This window comes from Streptomyces sp. NPDC048337, assembly GCF_043201175.1.
Lineage (GTDB): Bacteria > Actinomycetota > Actinomycetes > Streptomycetales > Streptomycetaceae > Streptomyces.
This window is the reverse complement of the sequence record NZ_JBICYR010000015.1, coordinates 1-17436: the sequence shown is the minus strand read 5'-3', so window position 1 is coordinate 17436 and position 17436 is coordinate 1. Positions and strand designations below refer to the sequence as shown.

Sequence of the window (17436 nt, the reverse complement as noted above, 5' to 3'; positions counted from 1 at the left end):
CGCCCTCGCGCGGAGTCTTATCCGACACGCTCATCGGAGGCCCTGCGGTGCACGAACTGCCGCAACAGCTGGCCAACGGCCTTGCCCTCGGTGCCCTTTACGGCCTCATCGCCATCGGGTACACCATGGTCTACGGCATCGTCCAGCTCATCAACTTCGCCCACGGCGAGATCTTCATGATCGGCGGCTTCGGCGCGCTCACCGCCTACACCGCCCTCCCGACCGGCACCTCCCTGCTGATCGCGATACCCGTCATGATCGTCGGAGGTGCTCTCACCTCCGTCGCCGTGGCCACCGCAGCGGAACGCTTCGCGTACCGCCCACTGCGCAGCGCCCCGCGGCTCGCCCCGCTCATCACCGCAATCGGCCTCTCGATCGCGCTCCAGCAGCTCGTCTGGCAGTTCTACCCGGACGCCAAGAAGGCGGTCAGCTTCCCCGAGTTCAAGGGAGCGGCCTTCAAGATCACCGACAGCCTCGCGATCCAGCGCGCTGACGCCTTCGTCCTCATCCTGGCCCCGCTCTGCATGCTCGCCCTCGGCATCTTCGTCTCCAAGAGCCGCAGCGGCCGCGCCATGCAGGCCACCGCCCAGGACCCGGACACCGCCAAGCTCATGGGCATCAACACCGACCGCATCATCGTCATGGCCTTCGCCATCGGTGCCGCGTTCGCCGCCGTCGCCGCCGTCGCCTACGGCCTCGACAAGGGCCAGATCAACTTCGAGATGGGCTTCATCCTCGGACTCAAGGCCTTCACCGCGGCCGTCCTCGGCGGCATCGGCAACATCTACGGCGCCATGGTCGGCGGCGTCGTCCTCGGCCTCGCCGAGGCCCTCTCGATCGCGTACATCGAAGAGATCCCCGGCATGCAGCAGCTCGGCGGTGGAGCCTGGTCCAACGTCTGGGCGTTCGTACTCCTCATCGTCGTCCTCCTCGTGCGGCCACAAGGCCTGCTCGGCGAGCGCGTCGCGGATCGGGCGTGAGAACCATGACCACCAACACCATCGAGACGTCCCCGGTCATCCCGATCCCCGCAGCCGCCGCCCGCGCGCTCACCATCGCCGGCGCAGTCGTCACCATCGTGTCCGCCTTCATGGCATGGACCTGGACCCCCGACTTCCCCGGCAACCTCACGGTCTACGGTTACCCCGCCGACCTCCAGATGCTCACCATCGTCGGCGGAGCCCTCACCCTGCTCTTCGCAGCCTCCGGCTACGGAATCCGCGGCCTCGGCTGGCTCAACCCGTCGAAGAGCAACAACCCCGCCGTCATCGCCGCCTTCGGCGCCCTCGCCACCACCCTGTTCACGGTCGGCGCCATCGCCGTCGAACTCGGCGGACTGGCCCACCTGGAGCCCGGCGCCTACGTCGCCGCCGCAGGCGTCCTCCTCGCCTTCGTCGGCTCCCTCGGCCTCCCCCTCCGCAGGAAGCCCGTAGAAGACCTGCCGAAGTGGAACTGGTTCATCGCGATCATCCTCGGTGTCGCGATCTACGCCCTCTACCGGCACATCCGCCTCGGACGGGCCGAAGGCAGCCTCCCGGCCGCCCGCAAGCTCCCCTCCTGGGCCGAAATCCTGATCATCGCGGCAGTCTTCGCGACCGGCCTGTTCGTCATCACCTTCGGCATCGACACCGATGACAAGGAACCGCAGCTCTTCACCGCCTACCTGATCACCGTCGCGCTCGCCGCCGCAGCAATCGGCAGCTCCGGAGTCGGAAAGCACGTCTCCGCGATCATCGCGCGGCACCGCCAGGTCACCCTCATCGGGACCGCGGCCGCCGCGATCGCCTTCCCCTTCATCCAGCAGAGCGGCGACACCTACACGCTCATCGCGGTCAACATCCTGATCTTCGCGACCGTCGCCCTCGGCCTCAACGTCGTCGTCGGCCTCGCCGGCCTCCTCGACCTCGGCTACGTCGCCTTCCTCGGCGTCGGCGCCTACACCGCCGCCCTCGTCTCCGGAAGCACCGCCTCCGCCTTCGACATCCGCCTCCCCTTCTGGGCAGCGATGATCGTCGGCGCCCTCGCCTCCCTCATCTTCGGCGTGGTCATCGGCGCACCCACCCTGCGCCTGCGCGGCGACTACCTCGCCATCGTCACCCTCGGCTTCGGAGAAATCTTCCGCATCGCCATGGGCAACCTCGACGGCGACTCCGGCCCCGACATCACCAACGGCCCCAACGGCATCCCCAACATCCCCCACCTCGAAATCTTCGGGTGGAACTTCGGGGAATCCCACGACATCGGCGGCATCACCCTCGGCGCCTACGCCAACTACTACTTCCTGATGCTGCTCGTCATGGCCATCGTCGTCCTGGTCTTCGCCCGAGCCGGCAACAGCCGCATCGGCCGCGCCTGGGTCGCCATCCGCGAAGACGAGACCGCCGCCGAAGCCATGGGCATCAACGGCTTCAAGGTCAAGCTCATCGCCTTCGCCCTCGGCGCCACCCTCGCCGGCCTCGCCGGCACCGTCCAGGCACACGTCAACAGCACCGTCGTCCCCGAGAACTACGTCTTCGCCGGGCCCGTCCCGCCGAACTCCGCGTTCCTCCTCGCCGCCGTCATCCTCGGCGGCATGGGCACCATCCGCGGCCCCATCCTCGGCGCCGCACTCCTCTTCCTGATCCCGGCGAAGCTGGCCTTCCTCCAGGACTACCAGCTCCTCGCCTTCGGCATCGCCCTCATCCTCCTCATGCGCTTCCGCCCCGAAGGCCTCATCGCCAACAAGCGCGCGCAGCTCGAGTACCACGACGACACCGCTGACCAGGCCCCCACGGACCTGGCCACCGCCAAGGCGGGGGCGTGAACACCATGACCACCACAGACACCACCACCACGACCACCGTCCTCGAAGCCAGCGGCGTCACCATGCGCTTCGGCGGCCTCACCGCCGTCAAGGGCGTCGACCTCACGGTCAACGCCGGCGAGATCGTCGGCCTCATCGGCCCCAACGGCGCCGGCAAGACCACCTTCTTCAACTGCCTCACCGGGCTGTACGTCCCCACCGAGGGAACCGTCAGCTACAAAGGCACCGTCCTGCCGCCCACGCCCCACAAGGTCACCGCGGCAGGCGTCGCCCGCACCTTCCAGAACATCCGGCTCTTCCACAACATGACCGTGCTGGAAAACGTCCTCGTCGGACGCCACACCCGCACCAAGGAAGGCCTCTGGTCCGCCCTCCTGCGCGGCCCCGGCTTCAAGAAGGCCGAAGCCGCCAGCGAAGAGCGCGCCATGGAACTCCTCGAGTTCATCGGCCTCCAGCACAAGGCCGGCCACCTCGCCAAGAACCTCCCCTACGGCGAGCAGCGCAAGCTCGAAATCGCCCGCGCCCTCGCCAGCGACCCCGGCCTCATCCTCCTGGACGAGCCCACCGCCGGCATGAACCCGCAGGAGACCCGGGCGGCCGAAGAACTCATCTTCGCCATCCGCGACAAGGGCATCGCCGTCCTCGTCATCGAGCACGACATGCGCTTCATCTTCAACCTCTGCGACCGAGTCGCCTGCCTCGTCCAGGGCGAAAAGCTCATCGAAGGCACCGCCGCCGAAGTCCAGGGCGACGAACGCGTCATCGCCGCCTACCTCGGCACGCCCTTCGAGGGCGCCCCGGGCGAAGAGGAAGTCGCCGAGGTCGAAGCGGCCGAGGCCCACGCTGAAGCCGAGGCCGAGGCCGAGGCGGAAGCCGAGGCGGACACCGCCGAGGACGACAGCACCACCAGCACCACCAGCACGGAAGGAGAGGCCAAGTGACCGCACTGCTCAAGGTCGAAGACCTCAAAGTCGCCTACGGCAAGATCGAAGCCGTCAAGGGCATCTCCTTCGAGGTCAACGAAGGCGAAATCGTCTGCCTCGTCGGCACCAACGGCGCCGGCAAGACGACCACCCTGCGCACCCTCTCCGGGCTCCTCAAGCCCACCGCGGGCAGCATCACCTTCGACGGCAAGCCCCTCGTCGGCGTCCCCGCCCACAAGATCGTCTCCATGAAGCTGGCCCACTCCCCCGAGGGACGCCACATCTTCCCCCGGCTGACGATCGCCGAGAACCTCCAGCTCGGCGCCTTCCTCCGCTCCGACAAGGAAGGCATCGAGAAGGACATCCAGCGCGCCTACGACCTCTTCCCCATCCTGGGAGAGCGCCGCAAGCAGGCCGCCGGCACCCTCTCGGGCGGCGAACAGCAGATGCTCGCCATGGGCCGCGCCCTCATGTGCCAGCCCAAGCTCCTCATGCTGGACGAGCCCTCCATGGGCCTCTCCCCGCTGATGATGCAGAAGATCATGGCGACCATCGCCGAGCTCAAGGCCACCGGCACCACCATCCTGCTCGTCGAGCAGAACGCCCAGGCCGCGCTCTCCCTGGCCGACCAGGCGCACGTGATGGAGATCGGCAAGATCGTGCTCTCCGGCACCGGCCAGGACCTCCTCCACAACGAGGACGTCCGCAAGGCCTACCTCGGCGAGGACTGACCCCGCCCCCTCCAAGCCGTGAGGCCCGTCTCCCCTCGGGGGGAGACGGGCCTCACGCGTGTCTGTCCGGGGTCTTACTGCCCCTTGGCGGCGTCCTTCTGCTGCTTCTTCTCCTCGGCGTCCTCGATGACCGCCTCGGCGACCTGCTGCATGGACATGCGGCGGTCCATGGAGGTCTTCTGGATCCACCGGAACGCAGCCGGCTCACTGAGCCCGTACTGCGTCTGCAGGATGCTCTTGGCCCGGTCCACGAGCTTGCGGGTCTCCAGCCGGAGCGAGAGGTCGGCGACCTCCTTCTCCAGCGCCTTCAGCTCCGCGAAACGGGAGACCGCCATCTCGATGGCGGGCACGACGTCGCTCTTGCTGAACGGCTTCACGAGGTACGCCATGGCCCCGGCGTCACGGGCCCGCTCGACCAGGTCGCGCTGCGAGAACGCGGTCAGCATCAGCACCGGCGCGATGGACTCCTCCGCGATCTTCTCGGCCGCGGAGATGCCGTCGAGCACGGGCATCTTCACGTCGAGGATGACGAGGTCGGGCCGGTGCTCCCGCGCCAGCTCCACGGCCGTCTGCCCGTCCCCGGCCTCACCGACGACGGCGTACCCCTCCTCCTCGAGCATCTCTTTCAGATCGAGACGGATGAGCGCCTCGTCCTCGGCGATGACGACCCGGGTCGTCAGCGGCGGAACGTGCGACTGGTCGGCGTCGGGCGTGGGCGTCGACTCGTGCTCGGCGGTCACGGGGGCTCCTCTTTGCGGGGCATAACAGCTCCCCCGAGCCTACCGAGCTCCTGTAAGGTGGTGCCACGCAGGGTTCCCCCGAACCTTCGTTTTGAAGGCCCCAGTACTCCAACGGTTAGAGAGGCCGCTCTCAAACAGCGGACAGTGTGGGTTCGAATCCCACCTGGGGCACCTTTCCTTGAATTCCAAGGTCACGCCTCGGCGGCAAGCCTCCCCCTTTCGAGCGAATCCGCCGAAAAGAGGGCGCGCATCCGGAGGATTTTCCGCAGTGTCGCCCATATGTACGATCTGGCAACTCGGCAGCACGCGCTCACTCTTCTCGGTCACGGGCGGAGCCTGAATTCCGTCAGCAAGGAAACGGGGATATCCCGGGCCGCCATCCGCGCCTGGCAGGTTCGCATCGAACCCCTCCCCCGCATGAACCAGACGCCGTGCGAGGGCCCGCCCGACCCGGCCGCGTACGCCTACCTCCTCGGTCTCTATCTCGGCGACGGCTGCATCAGTCCCCACCCCCGAGGTGGACACCACCTCCGCATCGCCTGCGCAGACGCGTGGCCCGGCCTCATCGAGCAGTGCCGCGCAGCGATCCTTGCGGTTCGCCCATCCGACAAGGTGTACGTCCTGCAGCGCCAAGGCTGCGTCGCCGTCACCAGCTACGGTCGGCACTGGACCTGCCTGTTCCCTCAGCACGGACCCGGCAAGAAGCACGAGCGGCCCATCGTCCTGGAGGACTGGCAGCAGGGGATCGTTGACGCCCACCCGTGGGACTTCATCCGGGGGCTGATCCACTCCGACGGGTGCCGGATCACCAACTGGACCACCCGGACGGTCGGCGGGGAGCGGAAGCGCTACGAGTATCCGCGGTACTTCTTCACCAACAAGTCGGACGACATCCGGAAGCTCTGCACCGACACGCTCACCAAGGTCGGCGTCCAGTGGACGATCCTCGCCCGGGGCAGCGACCCCTTCAACGTGTCCATCGCCCGAAAGGCATCCGTGGCGCTCATGGACGCCCACATCGGGCCGAAGTACTGAGCGGCGCTGCGCGCCTAGGGTTGAGTCTCCAGTGGCTGGAGACCGCAGGGTGGGCGCATGGAAGACGGTGTGGATCTGTTCTCGATCGGGGAGCTGGCACGGCGGACCGGGTTGTCGGTTCGGACGATCCGGTTCTACTCCGATTCGGGGGTGGTGGCGCCGACGGATCGGAGTCGTGCCGGGTACCGGCTGTACGACCTCGATGTGCTGTTTCGCCTGGAGCTGGTGCGTGCGTTGCGTGAGCTGGGTCTGGATCTGGGGACGGTTCGGCGGGTGCTGGGGCGTGAGGCGTCGCTGGCGGAGGTTGCCGCGGCGCATGCCGATGCGCTGGACGTGCAGATCAGGGTGTTGCGGTTGCGTCGGGCCGTGCTGCGGGCGGTGGCCGGGCAGGGGTCCAGTGCTGAGGAGATGAAGTTGATGTTCGGGCTTGCACGGTTGTCGGGTGAGGAGTTCCGGCGGTTGGTCGGGGGGTTCCTGGAGGGGGCCGATCCCGCGGTGGTGGGGGCGGTGGCTGCGGCTGCTCCCGAGTTGCCGGAGGATCCGTCGGCGGAGCAGTTGGCGGCGTGGGTGGAGCTGGCGGGGCTGGTGGGTGACGAGGGGTTCCGTGCGGTCTGCGGGCGTGGCGGCCGGGTGTGGCGGAGGTGGAGGAGCGTGCGGGTGCCGAGGTGATGGGGTTCGCGCGGCGGGTGCTGGAGGAGGCCGGGGAGGGGGCGGTGGACGAGGGGGTCGTCGGCGATTTGGTGGGGAGGTTCGCGGGGGTGTTGGGGCGGGTGCCGGATGCCGGGTTCCGGGATTGGCTGGCCGGGGAGTTCGAGGCGGCGGGTGATGCTCGGGTGGAGCGGTACTGGCGGTTGGTGTGGGTGGTGAACGGCTGGGAGGTGGTGCCGGGGTTGGTGCCGGTGTATGCGCGGTTGGCGGAGGTGTTGCGGGGGCGTTCGGTGGGCTAGCTGTGGTCGGCCTGGTGCGCGGCTCCGTGTGCGGGTGCGTTGGCGGAGGCGCGCGTACGGCTTTGGTTGAGTCGATCGCGCGCTCTGTTGTGGTCAGGAGAGCCGCATGTCGATCCAGGGGATGGTGTCCCCCGGCAGTAGGTATCGCTCGGTTTCGGTGAACGCGTGCTTCTGGGCGAAGCGCAGGCCGTCTTCGTTCGATGACAGGACGACGGTTTCGATCACCTTGGCACCCAGCTCCCGCGCCCGGTGGAGCCCACGCGCGTAGAGTGCCTCGCCGAATCCCTGTCCGCGGTGGGTGGCGAGTACGCGGGCGATGACTGTTGCCGTCATCGTGTCGTTTGCCGGCGGGCGCACCGTGCTGCAGCCGACGAGGGTGTCGCCGAGATACGCGATCTCCAGGTGGTGGCGCTGGGAGCGTTCCCGTACCTCTTCCAGCGGCAGGACATGGGTGGGGATGACCGCGTTGTGGACGTACTGCCAGTCTTTGAGGGTGGTATCGCCGTCGGGTCGGTGGAAGCGAAGATCGGGCATCGCAGCAGGAGACCTGAGTGCTCCTCGGACGTCGATTCCGCATGCGGGCGGTCAGGTGCCGGGTGCCGGCTGGGACAAGGGTTTAGGGGAGGTCGCCGTTGCCGCCGAGGTTGGCGACGAGGCGGCGGAGGGTGGCGATGGTGGCTGCGTAGGTGGCGTCGTCGATGCCTTCTCGCATGCGGGCGTGGACCTTGGCGTTGCGGTCGCGGGCGCGGAGGCGGCCTGCTTCGCCCTGGTCCGTGAGGGTCAGGGCGTTGTCGGTTTCGGTGAGCCAGCCGCGGGCTGTGAGGTCGGCGTAGACCGCTTCGAAGTCGGTGTCCTGGTCGTCGTAGGGGGCGAGCTTCGTGGTGAGGGTGGTGCGGGTCCAGTGGCCGGGGGCGCCGGCGAGGTGGTTGAGGGTCCACCAGTGGGGCTGGGTGAGGTCTTCTTCGGCGAGGGCGGTCCGGAGGGCGCCTATGGCGAGCTTGGCGGCTTCGCCGCTCCAGTAGCCGATGGGTTGTGCGGCGAGTTGGTCCTGGGGGTATTCCTTGATCGTCATGTTGTGACCGTAGGACCTAGAGTCAGGTTGAGGTCAAGGCGTGTGTGCGATGAAGGGGTTTGTGTGATGAGTGAGAACGCTCGGAAGTTGTTCGAGGCGTTGGATTTGAATGCGGATGGTGAGCTGACGCGCGTGGAGGTGATCACGGCGCTGCGGTCGAAGGGGCCGACGCTCGCTGCGCAGGGTGTGCTGCCGTTTTGGGGTGTGGGGGATGTGGACGCTTCGTCGGCGTTGTTCGATGCGGCGGATGCGAATGGCGACGAGGTGTTGACGTTCGAGGAGTTCGCGGCGGTCGTGGATCGGCGGTTCGGCTGGTAGTGCTCATCGTGTGTGCCGGGTGAGGCCGCCCAGGATGGTGGTGACGTGGGCTTGGGCGTCGGCGGGGTCGAGGGGGGCGTGGGCGATGAGGAGGCGGTACCAGAAGGGGCCGAAGATCAGGTCGGTGGCGTGGTCGAGGTCGGTGTCGGCGGGGATTTCTTCGCGGGTGATGGCGCGGGTGAGGAGGGTGGTGACGAGTTCGCGGCGGGTGTGGACCCAGGCGCGGAAGGCTTCGGCGAAGGCGGGGTCGAGTTGGGCTTCTGCCATGAGGCCGGTGAGGGCTTTGGCGCGGACGGGGTCGCCGCCGATGCGGTAGAGGTCGGTGACGAAGGTGGTGAGGTCGCCGGGGAGGGTGCCGGTGTCGGGTTCGGGGACGCGGGTGGCGGTTTCGTGGGCGTAGGCGTCCATGACGAGGGCGGGTTTGGATTTCCACCAGCGGTAGACGGTGCTTTTGGCGACGTTGGCGCGTTTGGCGACGCCTTCGATGGTGAGGGCGCCGTAGCCGTGTTCCACGAGCAGGGCGGCTGTTGCTTCGAGGACGGAGTGGTGGGCGTCCTCGTTGCGCAGGCGGCCGCCTGTGCGGGGTGAGGGGTTCTGGGGAGTGGTTGACACGCCATCACGATAGCCCTACCTTTAAATCGACACGCTGCGTAGCGTTTCGATTGATCGGTTGGATCAGTCGCTGGATGGGTCAGGGGGATGAGTCATGAGCAGGATCGTGATCGCGCACGGGTACGGCATGAGCGGCGGGGAGAACTGGTACCCGTCGGTGGCCGCGGAGCTCGGCGCGGAGGGGCATGAGGTGCGGGTGCCGGACTTCCCGGAGCCGTTCGCGCCGGAGGCGGGTGCGTGGCTGAAGGGGCTGCGGGCGGAGACCGAGGGTGCGCGGGCCGGTGAGACGGTGCTGGTGGGGCACAGTCTGGGCGGGGTGAATGTGCTGCGGCTTCTGCAGGAGCACGACACCGGGGCCGAGGGGGCTTTCGCGGGTGTGGTGTTCGTGGCGTCGATGAATGCCGAGGTGGGTTACGACGCGCTGGCGCCGTTCTTCTCGCCGGAGTTCGACTGGGCGCGGATCCGGGGTGCGGCGCGGGAGTTCCGGGTGCTGCATGCGGCGGATGACCCGGTGACCGGGGAGAGGACCGCGGAGCATGTCATGCGGTTCGTGACGGAGTTGGGGGCGGCGGCACGGGTGACCGCGTCGGGCGGGCACTTCCCGAGTACGGGTGAGAGCCTGCTGGAGCTGCCCGACGCGGTGCGTCTCATACGTGAGGTGTTGTAGCGGTGGGGTGCTGTTGCGGGGCTTAGCGGACGGCGTCGCCGATGTGGTGGATGCGGACCAGGTTGGTGGATCCGCTGACGCCGGGGGGTGAGCCGGCGGTGATCACGACGACGTCGCCGCGGACGCAGCGGCCGATGCGCAGGAGCTCTTCCTCGACCTGGGCGACCATGGCGTCGGTGGAGTCGACGTGGGGGCCGAGGAAGGTTTCCACGCCCCAGGTGAGGTTGAGCTGGGAGCGGGTGGCCGGGTCGGGGGTGAAGGCGAGGAGGGGGATGGGTGAGCGGTAGCGGGAGAGCCGGCGGACGGTGTCTCCGCTCTGGGTGAAGGCGACGAGGAATTTGGCGTCGAGGAAGTCGCCCATTTCGGCGGCGGCTCGGGCTACGGCTCCACCCTGGGTCCGGGGCTTGTTGCGGTCGGTGAGGGGCGGGAGGCCCTTGGCGAGGATGTCCTCTTCGGCGGCTTCCACGATGCGGGACATGGTGCGGACGGTTTCCACCGGGTATTTGCCGACGCTGGTTTCACCCGAAAGCATTACGGCGTCGGTGCCGTCGATGACGGCGTTGGCGACGTCGGAGGCTTCGGCGCGGGTGGGGCGGGAGTTGTCGATCATCGAGTCGAGCATCTGGGTCGCGACGATGACGGGCTTGGCGTTGCGCTTGGCGAGCTTGATGGCTCGTTTCTGGACGATCGGGACCTGTTCCAGGGGCATTTCGACGCCGAGGTCGCCGCGGGCGACCATGATGCCGTCGAAGGCGGCGACGATGTCGTCGATGTTCTCGACGGCCTGGGGCTTTTCGATCTTGGCGATGACGGGGAGGCGGCGGCCTTCCTCGTTCATGATGCGGTGGACGTCGTCGATGTCGCGGCCGCTGCGGACGAAGGAGAGGGCGATGACGTCGGCGCCGATGCGCAGGGCCCAGCGGAGGTCGTCGATGTCCTTTTCGGACAGGGCGGGGACGGAGACGGCCACGCCGGGGAGGTTGAGGCCCTTGTGGTCGGAGACCATGCCGCCTTCGACGACGAGGGTGTGGACGCGGGGGCCGTCGACTCCGGTGACTTCGAGGGTGACGCGGCCGTCGTCGACGAGGATGCGTTCGCCGGTGGTGACGTCGGCGGCGAGGCCCTTGTAGGTGGTGCCGCAGGTGTGGCGGTCGCCTTCGAGGTCTTCGACGGTGATGGTGAACTCGTCGCCGCGTTCAAGGAGTACGGGTCCTTCGCGGAAGCGGCCGAGTCGGATCTTCGGGCCTTGAAGGTCGGCGAGGATACCGACGCTGCGGCCGGTTTCGTCGGCGGCCTTGCGTACGCGCTGGTAGCGCTCCTCGTGTTCGGCGTAGGTGCCGTGGCTGAGATTGAAGCGGGCGATGTCCATTCCGGCCTCGACCAGGGCTTTGATCTGGTCGTATGAGTCGGTGGCGGGGCCCAGGGTACATACGATTTTCGCTCGGCGCATGAGGCGAGCGTATTCCCCTACCAGGCAGTAGGAAATTGGTTCCGGGTGTCCACTCAACAACCTTTGGGCAAAAGCTTGTTGACAATTGTTGAATGTGCATGGGGGTGCTCTGATGAGCACCCCCGAAGGCGCCGAATGGGGGTGGGTTTCAGAGCTGGGGAGGGGTCATGGTGAAGCGGGCGTTCACCTGGGCGTAGACGGTCTGGAGCTGCGGTTCGAGATCGAGGGGCGGGGGGCCCGCGTCCTCGGCGGCGCTGAAGGCCATGGTGCGCATGCCTGTGCCGGCGGCGGCCGGGAAGGGGACGGCGTTCTCGGCTCCGAGGTCGGCGAGTTCGACGAGGGCGGCCAGGCGGGCGCCGAGGGCTTCGGCGTATTCGCGGGCACGCTGGACGGCTTCGAGTACGGCTTGGCGGCGGGCTTCGCCGTGGGCGGGTGAGGTGGGGCGCAGGGCCCACCAGGGGCCGTCGACCTGGGTGAGTTCGAGGTCGGCGAGGCGTGTGGTGAGTTCGCCGAGGGTGGTGAAGTCGTTGAGCTCGGCGGTGATGTGGACGCGGCCGTGATAGGCGCGGATGCGTTCGCCGCGGCCGTGGCGGGTGAGTTCGGGGGTGATGGAGAAGGATCCGGTTTCGAGTTTCTCGACGGGGTCGCCGTAGCCCTTGATGAGGTCGAGGACGGTGTTGTTGCGGCGGGTGAGGTCGTCGAGTGCGCTGCGCCGGTCGGTGCCGCGGGCGCTGACGGTGATGCCGATGCGGGCGATCTCGGGGTCGACTTCGATGCGGGCTTCGCCGCGGACGGCGACGCGGGGTACTTCGGGGGTTCCGTAGGGCTGGTGCGATGCGTCCTGGGTCATGGTTTCACTCTCGCACCGTCGTCCGTACGGGTCCGGTCATCGGATCGAAACCTGGGAGGGGTGTTGCTGCTTGTTACCGCTGGGTCAGAATCTACGCGCGTTGCCTGTACTGCTGAATACGCCTCACAAGGGGAGATGGCATGGCGTTCGACCGAAGGACGTTTCTGGGAACCACGGCCGCGACAGGTGCGGCCGTTGCGTTGGCGGGGGCCACGAGCACCCCGGCCGCCGCACAGCCGGAGTCGGGGAGGCCGCCGCGGACGTACTCGTTCACGGTGATGGGGACGACCGATCTCCACGGGAATGTCTTCAACTGGGACTATTTCACGGACAAGGAGTTCGACGACAAGGCGCACAACGACGTGGGTCTGGCGAAGATCTCCACCCTGGTGAAGCAGGTGCGGGCGGAGAAGGGGCGCCGCAACACGCTGCTGATCGACGCGGGTGACACGATCCAGGGCACGCAGCTTTCGTACTACTACGCCAAGGTGGATCCGATCACCGCGCGGCGGGGTCCGGTGCATCCGATGGCCCAGGCGATGAACGCGATCGGGTACGACGCGGCGGCGCTGGGGAACCACGAGTTCAACTACGGCATTCCGGTGCTGCGCAAGTTCGAGGAGCAGTGCGACTTCCCGCTGCTGGGGGCGAACGCGCTGGACGCGAAGACGCTGCGGCCGGCGTTCCCGCCGTACAGCATGCACCGGCTGCGGACCCCGCACGGGCCGGACGTGAAGGTGGCGGTGCTGGGGCTGACGAACCCGGGGATCGCGATCTGGGACAAGGCGAACGTGCAGGGGAAGATGACCTTCCCGGGGCTGGAGGAGCAGGCGGCGAAGTACGTGCCGCGGCTGCGTTCGCTGGGTGCGGACGTGGTGATCGTGTCGGCGCACTCCGGGTCGAGCGGGACCTCTTCGTACGGGGACCAGCTGCCGTACATCGAGAACGCGGCGGGGCTGGTGGCGGAGCAGGTGCCGGGGATCGACGCGATCCTGGTGGGGCACGCGCACACGGAGATTCCCGAGTACCGGGTGAAGAACAAGGCGACCGGCAAGGACGTGGTGCTGTCGGAGCCGCTCAAGTGGGGGCAGCGCCTGACGCTGTTCGACTTCGAGCTGGTGTGGGCGAAGGGCCGCTGGTCGGTGGCGCAGGTGTCGGCGAAGGTGCTGAACTCCAACACGGCGGCGGAGGACCCGGAGATCACGGGGCTGCTGTCGGAGGAGCACCGCAAGGTCGTGGCGTATGTGAACCAGGTGATCGGGACCTCGACGCAGGCGATGTCCTCGGCGGAGGGTCCGGTCAAGGACGTGCCGATCATCGATCTGATCAACCACGTCCAGGCGGAGACGGTGAAGGCGGCCATCTCCGGCACGGAGTGGGCGGCGCTGCCGGTGCTGTCGCAGGCTTCCTGCTTCTCGCGGACGGCGGCGATCCCGGCCGGGCAGGTGACGATCAAGGACGCGGCCGGCCTGTACCCGTTCGAGAACACGCTGGAGGCGCGGCTGCTGACCGGCGCGCAGCTGAAGGACTATCTGGAGTACTCGGCGAAGTACTACGTGCGGACGGCCCCGGGTGACGTGGTGGATCCGGCGAAGCTGACGAACTCCGAGAGCACCCCGGACTACAACTACGACGCGGTGTACGGGTTCACGTACGACATCGACATCGCGCAGCCGGTCGGTTCGCGGATCATCGGGCTGTCGTTCCAGGGGAAGCCGGTGGATCCGGCGGGGCAGTTCGTGCTCGCGGTGAACAACTACCGGGCGTCGGGGGGCGGGAACTTCCCGCACGTTCCGCAGGCGAAGCAGCTGTGGGCGAATTCGGATGAGATACGCAACACGATCATCCAGTGGGTGAAGGCGAAGGGGACGGTGGACCCGGCGGCCTTCGCGTCGGTGGACTGGCGGCTGACGCGGGCGGGTACGCCGGTCTTCTAGGCGCCGGTCGTCCCTGTCCGGGGCCGGGTCCGCGGCGGCGGGACCCGGCCCCGTCCGGTTCCAGGGGCCGGGGCGGTGGTCCCGTCGGCGCTGGTTCGCTGCATGGTGGCCACCCTGGTGCCGGGGGTGGGGCGGGCTTCGTCTAGGGGTGTTCGACCAGGGGGAGCAGCTCGACGGTGGGTTGGGGGCGGGTGTGTTCGCGTTGTTCGAGGCCGAAGGTGGTGAAGGCGGTGCGGTCGGGCTGGGGGTAGGGGTCTTTGCCCGTGAGGGTGTTCAGGATGGCGGCGCTGCGCCAGGCGGCGAGGCCGAGGTCGGGGGCTCCGACGCCGTGGGTGTGGCGTTCGCCGTTCTGGACGAAGATGCTGCCGGTGACGGCGGGGTCGGTGATCATCCGGTAGTGGTCGTCGATGCGGGGGCGGCCGGAGGAGTCCTTGCGGAGGTAGGGGTCGAGGCCTGCGAGGAGGCGGCCCAGGGGGCGTTCGCGGTAGCCGGTGGCGAGGACGACTGCGTCGGTGGTGAGGCGGGAGCGGCTGCCCTGTTCGCCGTGTTCGAGGTGGAGTTCGACCTTGGTGGTGGCGACGCGGCCGGCGGTGCGGACGCTGACTCCGGGGGTGAGGACGGCGTCCGGCCAGCCGCCGTGGAGGGTGCGGCGGTAGAGCTCCTCGTGGATGGCGGCGATGGTGTCGGCGTCGATGCCCTTGTGGAGCTGCCATTGGGCGGGGACGAGCTTGTCGCGGACGGGTTCGGGGAGGGAGTGGAAGTACCGGGTGTAGTCGGGGGTGAAGTGTTCCAGGCCGAGCTTGGAGTACTCCATGGGGGCGAAGGAGGGGGTGCGGGCGAGCCAGGTGAGGCGTTCGCGGCCGGCGGGGCGGGCGCGGAGCAGGTCGAGGAAGACCTCGGCTCCGGACTGGCCGGATCCGATGACGGTGACGTGTTCGGCGCCGACGATGCGGGCTCGGTGGTCGAGGTAGTCGGCGGAGTGGATGACGGGGACGGTGGGGGCTTCGGCGAGGGGGCGCAGGGGTTCGGGGATGAAGGGGGCGGTGCCGACGCCGAGGGCGAGGTGGCGGGTGTAGGTGCGGCCGAGAGCTTCGGCTTCGCCGTCGGGGTCGAGCTGGGTGAAGTCGACTTCGAAGAGGTCGCGTTCGGGGTTCCAGCGGACGGCGTCGACCTGGTGGCCGAAGTGGAGTCCGGGCAGGCGTCCGGCGACCCAGCGGCAGTAGGCGTCGTATTCGGCGCGCTGGATGTGGAACCGCTCGGCGAAGTAGAAGGGGAAGAGCCGTTCCTTGTGCTTGAGGTAGCTGAGGAAGCTCCAGGGGCTGGCCGGGTCGGCGAGGGTGACCAGGTCGGCAAGGAAGGGGACTTGGAGGGTGGCTCCGTGGATGAGCAGCCCGGGGTGCCAGCGGAAGTCGCGGCGCTGGTCGTAGAAGGCGGTGGCGAGTTCTCCCGCTCCGCGGTGGGGCAGGCCGTGGGCGAGGGCCGCGAGGGAGAGGTTGAAGGGGCCGATGCCGATTCCGACGAGGTCGTGGGGTGCATCGAGCTGGGCGGTCATCGGTGGGTGCTGCCTTCCAGGAGGGTGACGAGGGTGTCCAGGTCCCGCGCGGTGGCGTGGGGGTTGAGCAGGGTGGCTTTGAGCCAGAGGCGGCCGTCGGCGTGGGTGCGGCCGAGGACGGCGCGGCCTTCGTGGAGCAGGGTGCGGCGCAGGGTGGCGACCTGGGTGTCGTCGGCGTGGGTGGGCCGGAAGAGCACGGTGGTGAGGGTGGGTGCGGAGTGGAGTGTGAAGGCGGGGTGGGCGTCCAGGAGTCGGGCGAGGTGGTGGGCGAGTTCGCAGGTGCGGTCGATGAGGCGGGCGATGCCGTCGCGGCCCAGTGCGCGCAAGGTGGTGGCGATCTTGAGGGCGTCGGGGCGGCGGGTGGTGCGCAGGGAGCGGCCGAGGAGGTCGGGCAGGCCGGCTTCGGTGTCGTCGGGGGCGTTGAGGTAGTCGGCCTGGTGGGCGAGGGGGCTGAGCAGGGCGGTGTCGGGGACGGCGAGGATTCCGGCGGCTACGGGCTGCCAGCCGAGTTTGTGCAGGTCGATGGTGAGGGAGTGGGCGCGGGCGAGTCCGTCGACCTGGGCGCGGTGGCGGGGGCTGAGGGTGAGGAGGCCGCCGTATGCGGCGTCGATGTGGAGGTCGGATCCGTAGCGGTCGCAGAGGTCGGCGATGCGGTGGAGGGGGTCGATGAGTCCGGCGTCGGTGGTGCCGGCGGTGGCGGTGACGAGGACGGGGCCTGGGGTGGCGGCGAGGGCCTCGGCGAGGGTGGCGGGGTCGAGGGTGCCGGTGGGGGTGGGCAGGGCGCGGGCGGGCGGGAGGCCGAGGAGCCAGGCGGAGCGCGGGATGGAGTGGTGGGCGTTGGCGCCGTGCAGGACGGTGAGGCCGGGTCCGTGGCGTTCGCGGGCGAGGAGGAGGGCGAGCTGGTTGGCTTCGGTGCCGCCGGTGGTGACGAGGGCGTCGGGGTGGGGGGCGGTCGGGTAGAACTCGGCGGCGAGGGTGCGGGTGAGGAGGGCCTCGATGGTGGAGGCGGCGGGGGCCTGGTCCCAGGAGTCGAGCGAGGGGTTGAGGGCGCAGGCGGCGAGGTCGGCGGCGGCCGCGGCGGCGAGCGGCGGGCCGTGCAGGTGGGCGGCGCAGAGGGGATCGGCGGGGTCGGCGGCGCCGGCGGCGAGGGTGTGGACGAGGGTGCGGAGCGCTTCGTGGTCTCCGGTGCCGTGTTCCGGGAGTACGTCGCCCAGTGCGGCCTGGACGCGGGCCGCGACGGCGTCGGGGCCGCCGGCCGGAATGGGCCCGCCGCGTTCCTTGGCTCCGGTGTGCAGGGCGTCGAGGACGGTGTCGAGGAGGGGCCGCAGGGCGTCGGCGCCGTCGCGGCCGCCGGCGAGGGGGGGCGGGGTACCGGGCGGCACTGTCATGCGGGGTCCTCCGGAGGCTGGGCGGCTACGGCTGCGGCTGCGCCGATGCGGGGCGGGCACCCGGCCGGTACAACGATCAGACCCGAATGGGGTAACCGCCGGGGTTTGTCCGGATCGCCTACCTGCCGGTTCCCTCCGGGGGTGGGGCCGACTTGTGCGGGTGCCGCGCCCCTGCCGGGGCTCCGCCCCGGACCCCGCACCTCGAACGCCGGCGGGGCCGAATATGGCCGGGGCCCGCGTGTGCAAGTGCCGCGCCTCAAACGCCGCGAGGCTGGATGGGGTGGCGGCCGCCCCCCCCCGGGGGGGCGGGGGGGGGGGGTGGGGGGGGGGGGGGTGGGGGGGGCGGGGGGGGGGGGGATGGGGGGGGCCGCGGTGGCGGCCCGCCCCGGGGGGGAGTAGGGGGTGTGCCGG

General features: G+C 69.2%; 18 protein-coding genes and 1 tRNA gene. 11 read left to right on the top strand and 8 right to left on the bottom strand.

The window, feature by feature from the left end; all coding sequences use genetic code 11:
• The first annotated feature begins 47 nt into the window (after positions 1 to 47).
• The 4 genes from ACGFYU_RS23225 to ACGFYU_RS23210 are packed head-to-tail and all read left to right on the top strand — an operon-like array spanning position 48 to position 4457.
• A complete protein-coding gene (locus tag ACGFYU_RS23225) occupies positions 48 to 980 on the top strand; it encodes a branched-chain amino acid ABC transporter permease (RefSeq protein ID WP_393829225.1) in 933 nt (310 codons plus the stop codon).
• A gap of 5 nt (positions 981 to 985) precedes the next feature.
• Entirely contained in the window at positions 986 to 2803 is a 1818-nt protein-coding gene (locus ACGFYU_RS23220; RefSeq protein ID WP_393829368.1) for a branched-chain amino acid ABC transporter permease, read from the top strand.
• A gap of 5 nt (positions 2804 to 2808) precedes the next feature.
• The gene (locus tag ACGFYU_RS23215; protein WP_393829224.1) at positions 2809 to 3744 is read left to right on the top strand and encodes an ABC transporter ATP-binding protein; all 936 of its coding nucleotides are present in this window, start codon (positions 2809 to 2811) and stop codon (positions 3742 to 3744) included.
• The gene (locus tag ACGFYU_RS23210; RefSeq protein ID WP_393829223.1) at positions 3741 to 4457 is read left to right on the top strand and encodes an ABC transporter ATP-binding protein; all 717 of its coding nucleotides are present in this window, start codon (positions 3741 to 3743) and stop codon (positions 4455 to 4457) included. The genes ACGFYU_RS23215 and ACGFYU_RS23210 overlap by 4 nt, the downstream gene beginning before the upstream one ends.
• Positions 4458 to 4531: 74 nt before the next feature.
• Here the strand turns inward: ACGFYU_RS23210 and ACGFYU_RS23205 are convergent, their stop codons facing one another.
• On the bottom strand, positions 4532 to 5197 hold the full coding sequence (locus tag ACGFYU_RS23205; protein WP_393829222.1) for an ANTAR domain-containing response regulator: 666 nt from the start codon (positions 5195 to 5197) through the stop codon (positions 4532 to 4534).
• Between the two features lie 97 nt (positions 5198 to 5294).
• Between ACGFYU_RS23205 and ACGFYU_RS23200 the strand changes: the two genes are divergently transcribed.
• The 4 genes from ACGFYU_RS23200 to ACGFYU_RS23185 all read left to right on the top strand — a co-directional run bounded on the left by ACGFYU_RS23200 (position 5295) and on the right by ACGFYU_RS23185 (position 7179).
• Positions 5295 to 5368: transfer RNA gene (locus ACGFYU_RS23200), tRNA-Leu, on the top strand.
• A 108-nt stretch (positions 5369 to 5476) separates the two neighbouring features.
• Positions 5477 to 6232, top strand: coding sequence for a transcriptional regulator (locus ACGFYU_RS23195; protein ID WP_393829221.1), 756 nt, complete (start codon positions 5477 to 5479; stop codon positions 6230 to 6232).
• A 57-nt stretch (positions 6233 to 6289) separates the two neighbouring features.
• Entirely contained in the window at positions 6290 to 6901 is a 612-nt protein-coding gene (locus tag ACGFYU_RS23190; RefSeq protein ID WP_393829220.1) for a MerR family transcriptional regulator, read from the top strand.
• Complete coding sequence (locus ACGFYU_RS23185; protein ID WP_393829219.1) at positions 6865 to 7179, top strand: hypothetical protein; 315 nt, start codon at positions 6865 to 6867, stop codon at positions 7177 to 7179. Before ACGFYU_RS23190 ends, ACGFYU_RS23185 begins: the two co-directional genes overlap by 37 nt.
• A gap of 93 nt (positions 7180 to 7272) precedes the next feature.
• Here the strand turns inward: ACGFYU_RS23185 and ACGFYU_RS23180 are convergent, their stop codons facing one another.
• Both ACGFYU_RS23180 and ACGFYU_RS23175 read right to left on the bottom strand, forming a co-directional pair.
• Positions 7273 to 7713 (bottom strand): GNAT family N-acetyltransferase, encoded by a 441-nt coding sequence (locus tag ACGFYU_RS23180; protein WP_393829218.1) that lies wholly within the window; start codon positions 7711 to 7713, stop codon positions 7273 to 7275.
• Between the two features lie 82 nt (positions 7714 to 7795).
• Entirely contained in the window at positions 7796 to 8251 is a 456-nt protein-coding gene (locus tag ACGFYU_RS23175; protein ID WP_393829217.1) for a MarR family transcriptional regulator, read from the bottom strand.
• Between the two features lie 66 nt (positions 8252 to 8317).
• On the opposite strand from ACGFYU_RS23175, the gene ACGFYU_RS23170 reads away from it, so the two are divergent.
• Positions 8318 to 8569: an EF-hand domain-containing protein gene (locus ACGFYU_RS23170; protein WP_393829216.1), complete on the top strand. Its 252-nt coding sequence runs from the start codon at positions 8318 to 8320 to the stop codon at positions 8567 to 8569.
• 3 nt (positions 8570 to 8572) lie between these two features.
• On the opposite strand, the gene ACGFYU_RS23165 is transcribed toward ACGFYU_RS23170, so the two are convergent.
• Complete coding sequence (locus tag ACGFYU_RS23165) at positions 8573 to 9181, bottom strand: TetR/AcrR family transcriptional regulator (protein ID WP_393829215.1); 609 nt, start codon at positions 9179 to 9181, stop codon at positions 8573 to 8575.
• Positions 9182 to 9275: 94 nt separating this feature from the next.
• Between ACGFYU_RS23165 and ACGFYU_RS23160 the strand changes: the two genes are divergently transcribed.
• Complete coding sequence (locus ACGFYU_RS23160; RefSeq protein WP_393829214.1) at positions 9276 to 9848, top strand: RBBP9/YdeN family alpha/beta hydrolase; 573 nt, start codon at positions 9276 to 9278, stop codon at positions 9846 to 9848.
• 22 nt (positions 9849 to 9870) lie between these two features.
• Here the strand turns inward: ACGFYU_RS23160 and pyk are convergent, their stop codons facing one another.
• Both pyk and ACGFYU_RS23150 read right to left on the bottom strand, forming a co-directional pair.
• Positions 9871 to 11298 carry a pyruvate kinase gene (pyk, locus tag ACGFYU_RS23155; protein ID WP_393829213.1) on the bottom strand — a complete coding sequence of 476 codons (1428 nt, stop codon included), beginning with the start codon at positions 11296 to 11298 and terminating at the stop codon, positions 9871 to 9873.
• A gap of 148 nt (positions 11299 to 11446) precedes the next feature.
• Positions 11447 to 12148, bottom strand: a complete 702-nt coding sequence (locus ACGFYU_RS23150) for an SIMPL domain-containing protein (protein WP_393829212.1) — start codon at positions 12146 to 12148, stop codon at positions 11447 to 11449.
• A 140-nt stretch (positions 12149 to 12288) separates the two neighbouring features.
• Here ACGFYU_RS23150 and ACGFYU_RS23145 point away from each other — a divergent pair, with 140 nt between their 5' ends.
• Positions 12289 to 14085, top strand: a complete 1797-nt coding sequence (locus ACGFYU_RS23145; RefSeq protein WP_393829211.1) for a bifunctional metallophosphatase/5'-nucleotidase — start codon at positions 12289 to 12291, stop codon at positions 14083 to 14085.
• A 142-nt stretch (positions 14086 to 14227) separates the two neighbouring features.
• Here ACGFYU_RS23145 and ACGFYU_RS23140 read toward each other — a convergent pair whose 3' ends face one another.
• Positions 14228 to 15637 carry a lysine N(6)-hydroxylase/L-ornithine N(5)-oxygenase family protein gene (locus ACGFYU_RS23140; RefSeq protein WP_393829210.1) on the bottom strand — a complete coding sequence of 470 codons (1410 nt, stop codon included), beginning with the start codon at positions 15635 to 15637 and terminating at the stop codon, positions 14228 to 14230.
• Positions 15634 to 17025: a pyridoxal phosphate-dependent decarboxylase family protein gene (locus tag ACGFYU_RS23135; protein ID WP_393829209.1), complete on the bottom strand. Its 1392-nt coding sequence runs from the start codon at positions 17023 to 17025 to the stop codon at positions 15634 to 15636. The genes ACGFYU_RS23140 and ACGFYU_RS23135 overlap by 4 nt, the downstream gene beginning before the upstream one ends.
• Positions 17026 to 17436: the final 411 nt, after the last annotated feature.

Excerpts from the sequence above, each read along its gene's own strand:
- ACGFYU_RS23220 (WP_393829368.1), top strand. The coding sequence starts at position 986 with ATGACCACCAACACCATCGAGACGTCCCCGGTCATCCCGATCCCCGCA.
- ACGFYU_RS23215 (WP_393829224.1), top strand. The coding sequence starts at position 2,809 with ATGACCACCACAGACACCACCACCACGACCACCGTCCTCGAAGCCAGC.
- ACGFYU_RS23195 (WP_393829221.1), top strand. The coding sequence starts at position 5,477 with ATGTACGATCTGGCAACTCGGCAGCACGCGCTCACTCTTCTCGGTCAC.
- ACGFYU_RS23190 (WP_393829220.1), top strand. The coding sequence starts at position 6,290 with ATGGAAGACGGTGTGGATCTGTTCTCGATCGGGGAGCTGGCACGGCGG.
- ACGFYU_RS23180 (WP_393829218.1), bottom strand. The coding sequence starts at position 7,713 with ATGCCCGATCTTCGCTTCCACCGACCCGACGGCGATACCACCCTCAAA.
- ACGFYU_RS23175 (WP_393829217.1), bottom strand. The coding sequence starts at position 8,251 with ATGACGATCAAGGAATACCCCCAGGACCAACTCGCCGCACAACCCATC.
- ACGFYU_RS23170 (WP_393829216.1), top strand. The coding sequence starts at position 8,318 with ATGAGTGAGAACGCTCGGAAGTTGTTCGAGGCGTTGGATTTGAATGCG.
- ACGFYU_RS23160 (WP_393829214.1), top strand. The coding sequence starts at position 9,276 with ATGAGCAGGATCGTGATCGCGCACGGGTACGGCATGAGCGGCGGGGAG.
- pyk (WP_393829213.1), bottom strand. The coding sequence starts at position 11,298 with ATGCGCCGAGCGAAAATCGTATGTACCCTGGGCCCCGCCACCGACTCA.
- ACGFYU_RS23150 (WP_393829212.1), bottom strand. The coding sequence starts at position 12,148 with ATGACCCAGGACGCATCGCACCAGCCCTACGGAACCCCCGAAGTACCC.
- ACGFYU_RS23145 (WP_393829211.1), top strand. The coding sequence starts at position 12,289 with ATGGCGTTCGACCGAAGGACGTTTCTGGGAACCACGGCCGCGACAGGT.
- ACGFYU_RS23140 (WP_393829210.1), bottom strand. The coding sequence starts at position 15,637 with ATGACCGCCCAGCTCGATGCACCCCACGACCTCGTCGGAATCGGCATC.
- ACGFYU_RS23135 (WP_393829209.1), bottom strand. The coding sequence starts at position 17,025 with ATGACAGTGCCGCCCGGTACCCCGCCCCCCCTCGCCGGCGGCCGCGAC.